We start from the raw sequence: 12,480 nt of genomic DNA on the forward strand, positions 1-12,480 counted from the left end.
TTCACCGTCCGGAACCCGCGTCAGGCAGGACCTTAACGAGACCGGCACGCCGGGCCGGTGTCAGCCCTCCAGGGCCGCAATCGCCTCGGCCAGCCACTGCTTCTCCTCGGCACCCGTCGCTCGGGCGATGCGCAGCATGCCCTGCCGGAAGAGATCCGGCGCCTCCTCGGCGCGTACCGGCACGCCGTCGCGGTAGAAGAAGCTCGCCGGAGTGTCGAGAAAGACCTGCCGACGGCGGAGGACGGCGGCCTGCTCCGCCCGGCCGGGGAGGTGACGCAGAAACGCCAGCAGCGTGAAAAAGCGCTGCCCATCGGTGATGTCGGCGTCCTTGGGGTCCCGGAGCCGGGCCTGCAGGTCAAGGCGGCCCGCCTCGGTGAGGGAAAGGATCCGCCGGGGTGCCGCACCGCTTCCCGGCTCGGTGCGCTGCTCGACCAGACCCGCCTTCACCAGCCGGGTGATGGCCGGGTAGAGCGCGCCGTCACTGACGGGGCGAATGTGGCCGCTGAGGCCCTGGATGCGGGCCTTCAACTCGTATCCGTGCAAGGGCTCCTCGCAGAGGAAACCCAGAATCGACAGCTCCAGCACGCGGCCGAACCCCTTCCTGCCCCTATCCGGACACTTGCCCGTCCCGTGCGGTCATGCTACCTCTTTTCGCTGTACCTCGATTCGAGGTACAGCGAAAAGAGGGGGCGCACACATGAGGGCAGCAGAGCACCGGCGCAAGCTGGTGTCGCTGGCGTATCCGGTCTACGTCGAACTACTCGCGGGCGTCACCGCCGGGATCATCAACATGGTCTGGGTGGCGAGGCTCGGCGGAAGGGCCGTCGCCGCGGTGGCCGTCGCCACCAACGTGGAGAACCTGCTGCTCGGCGTCATCCTCGTCGCCGGCTCAGGCATGACCGTGCTGGTCGCACGGGCCAGAGGCGCGGCGGATCCGGCAGCGATGCGCTCCGCCGTGCGCGGCGGCTGGACACTGTGGGCGATCGTCACGCCCGTCGTCGCCGTAGGAGGGTTCCTGTGCCGCGAGCCACTCGCCCGACTCGTGCTCGGGGGCGGCGAAGACAGCTCGCTGCCCCTCGCCACCGGCTACTTCTCGATCGCGCTGCCGGGAATCACGGTGTTCTTCGCGACCAACGTCATCGACGGCATCCTCAAAGGCACGGGCGACACCCGTACCCCGATGAGACTCGCCATGCTCGCCAACGGACTGATCCTCGCGCTGGACCCCCTGCTCATCCTCGGGTTCGGGCTCGGGGTCCGCGGGGCCGCCATCGCCACCGTACTGGGCCGGACGGTTGCGCTTGCCTGCGGATTCCTCGCGCTACGGCGCAACGCCGTCCTACGGCAGGCAGCCAGGACGCCCCTGGACCGGACGGGGGCACTCGGCTCCGATGCCCGTAGGGTCGCCGCCACGGGGTTGCCCATGTCAGCCGATTTCGTCGTGCGGATGACGGGTGCGCTTGCCCTCGTAGCCATCGTCGCCCGGATCGGTGTCACCGAAGTCGCCGCCTACGGAGTCGCGACCAAGGCCATGTACGTCGCGACCATGGCCTTCTACTCCGTACGTCAAGCCGCCGCCATCCGCACCTCCCACCTGCTCGGCACCGGACACGACGAGCGACGGGCCATCGGGCGGCAGGCGCTGCTTCTCGCCGGAGCGCTGGGGCTCGCTGCCGCGCTGGCACTGCTCGCCGCCGGGCCGTGGACCATGCGGGCGTTCGGCACTGAAGGCGCGGTGGCCGAGGCCGGCACGCTCTACCTGCGGTGCCTGGGGCCGTACCTGGTACTGCTCGCCTGTTTCATCGCGCTGGGCGGGGTGTTCGAAGGCAGTGGTGGCAGTCCTGCCCTTGCACGGATCACCACGTGCGGAGTGATGCTTCAACTGGCGCTCGCGTACGGCCTGTCGGAGTCAGGGCTGCCCGGCATCTGCGCAGCGATGGCGGCATCCATGGCCCTGCAGTGCGCGGCCGTTGCCAGGATGTACCGGCGCACGGCACCCCCGACGACCACCGACCGCGACAGCGGTCGACCGACAATCCCGGCCGCCGCATCCGACGACTCCGCACCCGACCACCGACGTGTCCAATGAACGCCGGGCAGCTCCCCCTGGCCGGCAAGTGCGGGGCGCGGTGCGGCGCGCGGCGAGGAGGCGGCCGCGGTCGAGCACGGCGCCGCCGACCACCACCCGCGGTGCGTTCACGCCTGGGCCGCTTTCGGCGTGATGCGCTCGATCACGTACACCTGCCGGTCGCCGGCGCTCAGTTGCGCGGCCGTCCGCTCGGCCTCCGCCCGGGTGGCGTACCGGCCCACCCGGTAGCGGTTGCCGCTCTCGTCCTGCCGTATCAGGACCCACACCAGTTCCGCCGTCACGACGGTCCCCCCTCGAGCGCGCCGAGATGCGCGACGTTGTCCTTGTCCTCCGGTTCCTGGCTGGGTGCGCCGCAGAACCAGGCGTCGAGGATCTCCACGAGCACCGGTCCCGACAGCGTGCGCAGGCTCAGCGCCAGCGCGTTCGCGTCGTTCCACTTGCGCGCGCCCTCCGCGGTGTAGGCGTCCCCGCACAGGGCGGCTCGGACGCCGGGCACCTTGTTGGCCGCGATGGACGCACCCGTCCCGGTCCAGCAGCAGACGACGGCTTGGTCAGCTCCGTCGTCCGCGACCGCGCGCGCCGCCGCCCCGGCACTCCAGGCCCAGTCGGCCCGGTCGTCCGCCCGCAGGGCTCCGTAGGCCGTCACGGTGTGCCCGCGGCGCCGGAGCTCGTCGAGGAGCTGGCGGGCCACCGGCTCATCCATGTCCGAGGAAACGGCGATGCGCATATGCCCGACCCTACGCCCGAGCTTCACACCGTGGGCACGGAATACCACGAAGAGGTACCGATCCGGCCAGGGATGTCCGGTGTGTTGACGTTCCGTCAACCAGGGGCGACCCGCGTCATCCGAACGGGAAGGGCGGCATCACCGTGCCGGCGGGTTCCGCCTCATCTCACCGGGAGGTGGTAGACGGCCCGGTAGCGCTCGGCGGGGATGACGACGTCCGCGGTCTCCACCGGGCGGCCGGACGCGAAGTAGGTGCGGCGGATCTCGATGACGAGGTGCCCCGGCACCCCGCCGAGCGCCGCGGTCTCCTCGGCGAGGCCGGGCCGGGCGCCCACCTCCTCGGCCATGTGGTCGACCAGCACGTCGATCGCCGCCATCCGCGGCACCACGCCCTGCCCGCCGACCGGCCCCTCCTCGGGGAGCAGCACGGGGGTGCGGGCGGTGAGCGCGAGCGGCTCCCAGGAGGTGGAGAGCATCGACGGCTCGCCCTCGGTGCGGAAGACGTACGCGGTGCGCATCACCCGCTCGCCCGGCGCGATGGCCAGCCGCTCGGCGATGTCGGGGCCCGCCACGTCCTGGACGCTGTGCGACTCCCAGGTGCCCTTGCTGCCCTCGTCCGCCTGTTCCTGCCGGTAAGTCGTGGGGGTACCGGCCTGCCGGAATCCGCTGCGGACGATCCGTCGCGGCCGGGGCCGCTCGCGCACGTAGGTGCCGGAGCCCGAGCGGCCCTCGACGAAGCCCTCGGCCATCAGCACCTTGCGGGCCTCCAGCGCCACGGTGTCCGAGACGCCGTACTCGGTTCTGATCCGGGCCTGCGAGGGCAGCCGGGCGTGCGGCGGGAGCGTGCCGTCGAGGATCTTGCGGCGCAGGTCCTCGGCGACGCGGAGGTAGGCGGGCTGCTCACCGAAGGCCACGTGCCCCTCCCAGGGGTTGACTGTCCGCAACAGCTTGGCAACCGTCGGTACTCGTCCGCAAGCCTTCCCCTGAACGTCACCTTCCGCAAAGGGACGGTGGTACCGGGCTCCCGCCGCCGCGAACGGCCGCCCCCGGCCCGCCCGTCAGACGCCGACCCCCGACTGGCTGCCGCCCGACTTCACCGAACCGCTCACCTTCCCGTCCAGGCTGCCGAAGAAGCAGGTCACCGCGCGGTCGCCCTGCCTCCAGCCCTCCTCGGGCGGCAGGTAGTAGTAGATGTCCAGGCCGTCGGACAGCGACGCGTCGCCGAGGTAGTCGTCGGCGTACTTGGCGCACTTGTCGTCGGACACCTCGGAGATCCGGTCCACCCCGGGGTAGCCCTCCCCCAGGCTCGGGTCGAGGGTGAAGACGGCGTAGGCCTCCGCGTCGTGCTTATCGTCGCAGGACACCACGTCGACGGTGGTCGAGCGGGCGCCGTCGTTCCCGTAGTCGGACAGCGAGCTGTCGACCGTGTTGAAGCACTGGCCGACCTTCAGGTCCTGCACGTTGGTGTTGCCCTCGTCGAAGGCGCCCAGCACCCCGAGGGTGATGAAGAGCGCCATCAGGGCCGTGCCGACGCTGTTGATCACGATGCCGGCGATGGCCATGCCGCGGCCGCGCTGCCCGTTGCGCCGGATCTGGCGCAGGCTGACGATGCCGAAGATCCCGCCGAGGAACGGCACGCAGCCGGCCGCCAGCGACACCACGAGCGACGCGATGGCCATGCCGTTGGTGCCCTGGTCGACGGGGTACCAGCCGGCCGGCGCCGGATAGCCGTAGGGACCGGGCACCGGGCCGTAGGGACCGCCGGCCGGGTAGGGCCCGCCGTAGCCGTACGGGTACTGGCCGGGGATCTGCTGGCCGTACGGCGGCTGGCCGGACTGGCCCGCGGCCTGCTGCTCGTAGGGCTGCTGACCCGGCATCTGCTGGCCGTACGGCGGCTGGCCGGGGGCCTGGCCGTAGGGCTGCTGCGGGTAGGGCGGCGGGGTCGGGGCGCCCGGTGCGGGCGGGACCGGCGGCGGGCCGGCCTGCCCGCCCGGCGCGGGCGGCGGGGTGTCGGCGGCGAGCGTCGTCGCGGAGTCGAAGGGCGGGGGTGCCGGGGCGGGCACGGCGTCGGCGTAGGAGAAGCCGTCGGCCTGGGTGGGGGCGGGCGCGGGCGGCGGCGTGTCCTCGGGGGACGGCGAGGGCTGGGGCGGCGGCGGTATGTCCACCCGGGGAGTGTAGAGGCCCCGCTCGCACGGGGTGCCAGGCCCCGGACGCAGCCGTCCCGCGCCCACCGCCGGCCCCATGAGCCCCACCCCGCACCACCGCCCCAGGCCCCGGCGCGCCGGATCGCGGGGCGCTCCCGCGCAGTCGGCCGCACGGGTTGCGCCGTTCCCCTTGACCCCTATTGGTCTAGGCCAATAGCGTCCCGCCATGCGTCGTCGAATCCTCGGCCGTATGGCCGCGACGGCCGCCACCCTCTCGGTGGTCGCCGTCCTGCCCGCCCTCGCGGGCGGCAGCTCCGCGCAAGCCCACGACGGTTCCGGCTCGCACGCCGGCTCGTCGTACAAGAGCGTCGGTTACTTCACCCAGTGGGGCATCTACGGACGCAACTACCAGGTGAAGAACGTCGAGACGTCCGGCACCGCCGCCAAGCTCACCCACCTCAACTACGCGTTCGCCAACATCGGCGCCGACGGGACCTGCTTCGAGGGCAACGTCGCCGGCCAGGCGGACGCGTGGGCCGACTACCAGCACCCGGTGGACGCCGCCACGTCGGTCGACGGCACCGCGGACACCGCCGGCCAGGCCCTGGCCGGCAACTTCAACCAGCTGCGGGAACTGAAGGCCGCCAACCCCGGCCTGAAGGTGATGATCTCGATCGGCGGCTGGAGCTGGTCCACCCACTTCTCCGACGCGGCCAGGACCGCCGCCTCCCGCAAGGCGCTCGTCGCCTCCTGCGTGGACCTGTTCGTCAAGGGCAACCTGCCGCTGCTCGACGGCAAGGGCGGTCCGGGCTCCGCGGCCGGCCTGTTCGACGGCGTGGACATCGACTGGGAGTGGCCGGGCTCCGCCGGCGACACCGCCACGGTCTACCGCCCCGAGGACAAGCAGAACTTCACCGCGCTGGCCGCCGAGTTCCGCCGCCAGCTCGACGCGTACGGCCGCACCACGCACCGGCACTACGACCTGTCCGCGTTCCTGCCGGCCGCCCCGGCGAAGATCGACGCGGGCTTCGAGGCGCGGAAGATCTTCCAGTACCTGGACTTCGGCACCGTCCAGGGCTACGACTTCCACGGCCCCTACGAGGCGACCACCAACCAGCAGTCGGCGCTGCGCGCACCGCGCGACACCCCGGTCGCGCACGACTTCAGCGACACCCAGGCGATCGGCGACTGGCTGCGCCGCGGCGCCCCGGCACGGCAACTCGTGCTCGGCGTGCCCTTCTACGGGCAGGGCTGGACCGGCGTGCCCGACGGCGGCACGGCCGGCCTCTTCCAGCCGTCCACCGGGCCCGCGCCGGCCACCTGGCAGGCGGGCAACGAGGACTACCACGCGCTGAAGGCCCTCGCTCAGTCCGGCACGTACACCGTCCACCGCGACACCAAGGACGGCTTCGCCTGGCTGTACGACGGCACCAACTTCTGGACCTACGACGACCCGCAGGTCATCGCCCAGAAGACGGCGTTCATCCGGGCCGCCCACCTGGGCGGGGCGATGGTCTGGTCGCTGGACGGCGACACCTCGGACGGCGAGCTGATGACCGCCATCCACAACGGCCTGACCCCGCACGCCCACCACTGACGGCGGGTCACCGCACGGTGCCCGGGCTCCCCACCCTGCCGGGGAGCCCGGGCTCCGCCACGTCCGCGGCCCTACGCCACGGACCCGCCGCCCGCCGAACGCCCGCCCGGCGTACCGCCGTTCGGCCGTTCGGCCGTTCGGCCGCCCTCCCTTCAATCACCCTCCGAGCCACCACCCGCCGAGCCACCACCCGCCACCACCTGGCGGCACGCCGCCGCGTACGCCGGGACCAGCGGTCCGGCCGCGTCCCGCCGCCAGGCCAGCGCGAAACGGCTGGGGCTGATCCCGCGCACCGGGCGGGTGACGACACCGCCCAGGGTCACCAGCGGCGCGTTGCCCGCGGCCAGCAGCACCACGCCCAGGCCCGCGGTCAGCGCCTCGTACGTCTCCTCGGTGCTGGCCACCTCCGCGCCGATCCGCGGCGGGCGGCCGCCGCGGGCGTCCAGCGCCAGCCAGTAGTCCCGCAGCGGTCCCGCGGAAGCGGGCAGCGCCAGGAAGGGCTCGTCCAGCAGGTCGGCGAAGTCGACGAGGTCCCGGCCGGCCAGCCGGTGGTCCTCGGGCAGAGCCACCAGTCGCGGTTCCTCGGCGACCACCAGGTGGTCGTAGCGGTCCTGGTCCGGCAGGGGCAGCCAGACGAACGCGAGGTCGCTGGCGCCGTCCGCCAGCCCCGCCGACGGGTCCTCCCAGCCGACCTGGCGCAGCCGCAGCACGGCGTCCGGGCAGGCCGCGGTGAACCGGGAGCGGACCGCGGGCAGCAGGCCGCCGCGGCCGGGGCTGGTGCTCATCCCGACCACCAGGGTGCTGCGCTGCTCCGCCTTGGCCTCCTCGACCGCCCGCCGGGCCGCCTCCCATTCCTCCAGGACCCGCAGCGCGTGCGGCAGCAGCGCCGTACCGGCCGCCGTCAGCGCCACGCCCTGCCGGTCGCGTACGAACAGCGCGGTGCCCAACTGCCGTTCCAGGGAACGGATCTGCTTGCTCAGCGCGGGCTGCGAGACATACAGCCGCTCGGCCGCCCTGGTGAAGTGCAGCTCCTCGGCGACGACGGTGAAGTACCGCAGGTCCCGCCCGTGAACGTCCATAACCATCGGCTATCACGACAGGTCTTGGACGGGCAAGCAGCCCCGGCGCGAGGGTGGGGACAACGGCGGGCGCGCGGCGCCCGCACCCACACCACGGGAGTGACGATGAACAAGGTCTGGCTGGTCACGGGCGCGAACAGCGGCTTCGGCCGGGCGATCACCGAGGCAGCGGTCGCCGCGGGCGACGTGGTGGTCGCCGCGGCCCGCCGGGTCGGCACCCTCGACGACGTCGTCGCCGCCCACCCCGACCAGGTCGAGGCGCTGCGGCTGGACGTCACCGACCCGGCCCGGATCGACGAGGCGGTACGGGACGTGGTGACCCGGCACGGCCGCATCGACGTCCTGGTCAACAACGCGGGCCGCGGCCACGTCGGGGCGCTGGAGGAGACCACCGACGAGGAGCTGCGGTCGCTGTTCGACGTGCACGTCTTCGGCCCGGCCGCCCTGGTGCGGGCGGTGCTGCCGCACATGCGCGAGCGGCGGTCGGGCGCGATCGTGCAGATGAGCAGCATGGGCGGGCGGATGTCGTTCGCCGGGTTCTCGGCGTACAGCGGCACCAAGTTCGCGCTGGAGGGCATGACCGAGGCGCTGGCCGCCGAGGTGGGGCCGCTGGGCATCAGGACGCTGATCGTCGAGCCGGGCGCGTTCCGCACCTCGCTGATGTCCAACACCACCGCCAGCGGCGAGGAGTTGCCGGACTACAAGGACACCGTCGGCGCCACCCGCGCGATGGTCGCCGCCGGCGACGGGGACACCCCCGGCGACCCCGCCAGGGCGGCGGCCGTGATCATCGCGGCCCTCGACGCCGAGGACGCCCCGCTGCACCTGCCGCTCGGTGCCGACGGCGTCGAGGCCTTCACCGGCGCCCTGGACCGGGCGCGCGCGGAGATCGCCCCCTGGATCTCCCGCGCCGTCGACACCGCGTTCGCCTCCTGATCGGGGTTGTCCGGGCCGGCGGGCCTTGTGATCATCGGGGTATGACCACGTTCACCGCGCCCGACGGCACCGTCCTCGCCTACCGGACGACCGGCACCGGCGACCCGCTCGTCTGCCTGCCCGGCGGGCCGATGCGCGCCTCGGCGTACCTGGGCGACCTCGGCGGCCTGGCCGCCCACCGCGCGCTGGTCCTGCTGGACCTGCGCGGCACCGGGGCGTCCGCGGTCCCGCAGGACGCCGGCTCCTACCGGTGCGACCGGCAGGTGCCGGACGTGGAGGCGCTGCGCGTCCACCTCGGCCTGGAGCGGCTCGACCTGCTCGCCCACTCCGCGGCCGGCGACCTGGCCCTCGGCTACGCGGCGGCGTACCCCGACCGGGTCTCCTCGCTGACCCTGGTGGCCGCCCGGGGCCGCGTCCTGGGCATCGACTTCACCCCGGAGCACCGCCGGGAGGCGGCGGCCCTGCGGGCGGGCGAGCCCTGGTACCCGGCCGCCGCGAACGCCCTGGAGCGGGCGCTGGCGGGCACCGCGAGCGACGCCGACTGGGACGCGGTGACGCCGCTGTTCTACGGGCGCTGGGACGCCGCCGCCCGGGCGCACAGCGCGGCGGAGGTCGAGCAGTCCAACGACGAGGCCGGCGAGCGGTACGCCGCGCACGGCGCCTTCGACCCGTCGGCGGCCCGCGCCGCGATCAGCGCCATGACCGCGCCGGTGCTGCTGTACGCGGGCGAGCTCGACGGGGGGCCGCGGCCGCGGGTGGCCGCGGAGATCGCCGCGCTGCTGCCCGTCTCCCGGCTCGTCGTCCAGCCCGGCGGCGGCCACTTCCCCTGGCTCGACGACCCGGAGCACTTCACCGCCGCGGTGACCGCGTTCCTCGCCGACGCCCGGCGCTGACGCCCGCCGCACGCCGGCCGGTCAACCCCCTGCCAGGGGAACCAGTTCGATGAACACCAGCTCCGGCCCGGCCGTCAGGTCCAGCACCTCGTCGAGGTCCTCGACCTGGCGGTCCCCGGACAGCACGAAGAAGCCGTTGGCCGCGAACGCCCGCTCGGCGATGTCGGCCTGTCGCTCCCACACGACGGGCTGCCGCTCCCGGCGGCGGCCGTTCAGCTCGGTCTCGGTGGCGCCCGGGCGGACCAGGCCGTGGTAACGGCCGCCGCCCGTACCGGCGTTGTACCGTGCGACCTCCTCGCGCACCCGCAGCCGGATCAGTTCCCTGACCGTCATCCGGTCCGGCAGCCCCTCCACTCCCCAGGGGTCGGCCACCGGCCGGCCCGTCGCCGTCTCGTCCCGGAACGTCACGGCGGCCATCAGGCACCCCTCCTGATCTGGCGGAGCACGCTCTCGTCGGTGATCCTCGCGTCGGCGGCGAGCAGCAGCGCCTTGCTGATGATCAGCGACAGCCGGTCGTCCTCGAACGGCAGGAACACCGTGCCGCCCTCCCGGCGCGCCGGGACGATGCACAGATAGGAACCGCCGGGCTCCATCAGGATGTTGGCCGAGCCGAGGTGGATCCGGTAGGTGGCCAGGTCCCCGCGGACGACCAGGAACCTGCCGTCCAGCGAGCACCGGCCGGCGATCTTCAGCCGGGGCAGGATCCGTTCCAGCGCCGCCCGGCGCACCTGCGCCCCCTCGGTCAGCTCCCCGAAGGTGGTCCGGTGCCAGTAGGCGGTGTAGCGGTCCTCGCCGCGGTCCGCCCAGTCCGGGTCCGCGGCGATCGAGGTGACACCCACGAACAGGTCGACGTCCCGCATCGCCTCGCTGAAGACCAGCGGCGGCACCTCCGCCAGCGGCGCGGGCAGCCAGCGCCGGCCCTCCCTGCGCTCGAACCGCACCTGGTCGGTCGCCGCGTAGGTGGGTGCGTAGCCGCCGCGGTCGTCGCCGGCGGCCGGCTCGTGGTGGAAGCACGCGCGCCACCCGCCGTCGCCGAACTCGCCCCGGGCCTCGCCCTCGTAGCCGCCGTCGTACGGGCCGAGGTGGTTGGCCTGCCACCGGCGCTCCTTGAACAGGGCGTACAGCGTGCCGTAGCGGACGATGTGGGCGGCGAAGCGGTTGGAGTACCCGCCGGTCCCCTCCTCCGCCGGGGTCAGCAGGTAGATCTCCCGGAACGCCTGCTTGAACGGCTGCCGCAGCTGCTCGGCGACCAGCAGCGCCCTCCACTGCCTGATGTCGTCCACGGACGCCCTGATCGGGTGCCACAGCCGGACGCGGCCGGCGGCGAACGGCGGTTCCGCCCCGGGGGCGTGCGCGTGCCAGCGCCCGTCGGCGTCCTGGAAGTCCCAGATCAGCCGGCGGACGAGCACCCCGGTGACCGGGTGGTCGCGGTAGTGGCGGCACCACTCGTCGTACGGCCACTCCCGGTCGGCCGACATCAGCCCCTCCAGCCGCGCCCGCTCGCCGGACACCGTGCCGCGGACCTCCTTGGCCAGGGCCTTGGCCTGCTTGAGCTCGTCCGGGAAGCCGTCCTTGACGGCCGCGGGCGCGGTGCGCGTCTGCTGCCCGTCCGGGCGGACGAAGCCCAGCCGGACCGTCCCGTCCTCCTCGACGGCCAGCCGCGCCCGGTGCCCGCCGCCCAGGTCGCGCTCCAGCGCGGCGCCGGGTCCCAGCCCGTGGGACGGCACGCTGCGCTCGACCAGCTGCGCCGGTGTGATCCCCTGCCGGCCCGCGGCCGCGACCAGCGCGGTGTCCAGCTGCTTGACCAGGGACCGGTGGGTGATGCGCCGCTGCAGCCACCACAGCTCCTCCAGGGCGGCCGGATCGTCCGTCGCGGCGAGCGCGTTGACCGCCGCGCCCGCGAGCTTGAGGTCCTCGCTCACCCCGCTCCCGCTGCCGCCGGTGCGCAGCGCGAGGGCGCCGAAGTGCCGTGCCGTGCCGGGGCCCCCGCCGAGCGCGGCCGCCCACACCACGCCGCGCGCCAGGTCGGCGTCACGCTGGTGGACGAGGTAGTGGTAGTGGAAGCCGTTGCCGACCCACGGCATGTGCGGGCCCTCCGTCCGGGAGCAGAGCGCCTCGCCCTCGGCCAGCAGGCGCAGCGTTTCTGCCACCGTGCCGTCCGCCGAGGCCGCCTCGGCCAGCTCCCGGCACGCCCGCTGCCAGCGCTGCGCCGGTCGCGGCCCGGACAGGGTGGCCAAGTGCCGTATGAAATTGTTCAGTTCGGGCGAGGGTGCGGCCGCCAGCCGGTCCCGCAGCGCAGCCGCCCAGGGGGCGGACGCGGGCACCAGGCCCTCGGGCAGGTCGAGCGCGTCGACACCGGCGAGCAGGGCGCGCAGGCGCGTGACGAGCGGGGTGCGGTGGTAGGCGTCCACGTCGGGGCCCATGAGTTTCGCGTGGAGTCCCCGCAGCCCGGGGGCGACCGCACGGCGGCCCTCGTCGTCCAGCCGCTCGGCGGCGCTCAGCGCGGCCTTCGCCGCGTCGCGGAACCACAGGTCGAGGTCGTGGTCCACCGCCGCCGACAGCATCGCGGCGACCTCGTCCCGCGTCCAGCCGTCCAGCCGCGCCGCCAGCTGCCCGATGCCGGACCGGGGGCTCCACGGCCTCCGGTGCCCGCTGCCGGTGGCCAGCACGAAGCAGAGCACGGCGGCCCGGCCCTCGTCGTCCGAGCACCGCGCGAGCCAGCGCTCGACGGCCGCGTCCGCCTCCGCCTCCCGGTCCCGGAGCGCGTCGAGCGCCTGCCGCCCCTGGCCCGCGACCTCGTACGAGGGAGGAAGCGCCTCCCGCCTCCCGGCGAGGTCGAGGAATCCGCGGGCACGTTCCCTCGCGTCCCGCCGCATGGCGGCGACGGAGTCGGTCCGAAGCAGGCGGGACGCCAGCAGATGAAGGGGCATGCCCGGATCATGGCAGCGGGGTCCGACACCCCTCGCCTGTCAGCGCAGTTCCCCGCGCCCCTGCGGGGCGGCGTCATGGGGTCGC

At 74.0% G+C, this 12,480-nt stretch carries 12 protein-coding genes; 4 read left to right on the top strand and 8 right to left on the bottom strand.

What is annotated here, in order from left to right:
- Window positions 1-60: 60 nt before the first annotated feature.
- Window positions 61-585 (bottom strand): PadR family transcriptional regulator, encoded by a 525-nt coding sequence (locus ACH4TG_RS30745; protein WP_398245858.1) that lies wholly within the window; start codon window positions 583-585, stop codon window positions 61-63.
- Between the two features lie 112 nt (window positions 586-697).
- On the opposite strand from ACH4TG_RS30745, the gene ACH4TG_RS30750 reads away from it, so the two are divergent.
- Window positions 698-2,089 (top strand): MATE family efflux transporter, encoded by a 1,392-nt coding sequence (locus ACH4TG_RS30750; protein ID WP_398245859.1) that lies wholly within the window; start codon window positions 698-700, stop codon window positions 2,087-2,089.
- A gap of 107 nt (window positions 2,090-2,196) precedes the next feature.
- Here the strand turns inward: ACH4TG_RS30750 and ACH4TG_RS30755 are convergent, their stop codons facing one another.
- From ACH4TG_RS30755 to ACH4TG_RS30770, 4 genes are all read right to left on the bottom strand, one after another.
- Entirely contained in the window at window positions 2,197-2,370 is a 174-nt protein-coding gene (locus ACH4TG_RS30755) for an SPOR domain-containing protein (protein ID WP_398245860.1), read from the bottom strand.
- On the bottom strand, window positions 2,367-2,816 hold the full coding sequence (locus ACH4TG_RS30760) for an RpiB/LacA/LacB family sugar-phosphate isomerase (RefSeq protein WP_398245861.1): 450 nt from the start codon (window positions 2,814-2,816) through the stop codon (window positions 2,367-2,369). Before ACH4TG_RS30760 ends, ACH4TG_RS30755 begins: the two co-directional genes overlap by 4 nt.
- A 161-nt stretch (window positions 2,817-2,977) precedes the next feature.
- Entirely contained in the window at window positions 2,978-3,730 is a 753-nt protein-coding gene (locus ACH4TG_RS30765; protein ID WP_398245862.1) for a GntR family transcriptional regulator, read from the bottom strand.
- Between the two features lie 144 nt (window positions 3,731-3,874).
- Window positions 3,875-4,981, bottom strand: a complete 1,107-nt coding sequence (locus tag ACH4TG_RS30770; protein WP_398245863.1) for a DUF4190 domain-containing protein — start codon at window positions 4,979-4,981, stop codon at window positions 3,875-3,877.
- 205 nt (window positions 4,982-5,186) lie between these two features.
- On the opposite strand from ACH4TG_RS30770, the gene ACH4TG_RS30775 reads away from it, so the two are divergent.
- Window positions 5,187-6,557 carry a glycoside hydrolase family 18 protein gene (locus ACH4TG_RS30775; protein WP_398245864.1) on the top strand — a complete coding sequence of 457 codons (1,371 nt, stop codon included), beginning with the start codon at window positions 5,187-5,189 and terminating at the stop codon, window positions 6,555-6,557.
- 152 nt (window positions 6,558-6,709) lie between these two features.
- On the opposite strand, the gene ACH4TG_RS30780 is transcribed toward ACH4TG_RS30775, so the two are convergent.
- Window positions 6,710-7,642, bottom strand: a complete 933-nt coding sequence (locus tag ACH4TG_RS30780; protein WP_398245865.1) for a LysR family transcriptional regulator — start codon at window positions 7,640-7,642, stop codon at window positions 6,710-6,712.
- 99 nt (window positions 7,643-7,741) lie between these two features.
- Between ACH4TG_RS30780 and ACH4TG_RS30785 the strand changes: the two genes are divergently transcribed.
- The gene (locus tag ACH4TG_RS30785; RefSeq protein WP_398245866.1) at window positions 7,742-8,572 is read left to right on the top strand and encodes an oxidoreductase; all 831 of its coding nucleotides are present in this window, start codon (window positions 7,742-7,744) and stop codon (window positions 8,570-8,572) included.
- A gap of 41 nt (window positions 8,573-8,613) precedes the next feature.
- Window positions 8,614-9,465 carry an alpha/beta fold hydrolase gene (locus tag ACH4TG_RS30790; RefSeq protein ID WP_398245867.1) on the top strand — a complete coding sequence of 284 codons (852 nt, stop codon included), beginning with the start codon at window positions 8,614-8,616 and terminating at the stop codon, window positions 9,463-9,465.
- Window positions 9,466-9,486: 21 nt separating this feature from the next.
- Here ACH4TG_RS30790 and ACH4TG_RS30795 read toward each other — a convergent pair whose 3' ends face one another.
- Both ACH4TG_RS30795 and ACH4TG_RS30800 read right to left on the bottom strand, forming a co-directional pair.
- Entirely contained in the window at window positions 9,487-9,882 is a 396-nt protein-coding gene (locus ACH4TG_RS30795; RefSeq protein WP_398245868.1) for a hypothetical protein, read from the bottom strand.
- On the bottom strand, window positions 9,882-12,395 hold the full coding sequence (locus tag ACH4TG_RS30800; RefSeq protein ID WP_398245869.1) for a DUF4132 domain-containing protein: 2,514 nt from the start codon (window positions 12,393-12,395) through the stop codon (window positions 9,882-9,884). The genes ACH4TG_RS30795 and ACH4TG_RS30800 overlap by 1 nt, the downstream gene beginning before the upstream one ends.
- Window positions 12,396-12,480 lie beyond the last annotated feature (85 nt).

Source organism: Streptomyces sp. NPDC020917 (assembly GCF_044333795.1).
In the GTDB taxonomy this organism is placed as follows: domain Bacteria; phylum Actinomycetota; class Actinomycetes; order Streptomycetales; family Streptomycetaceae; genus Actinacidiphila.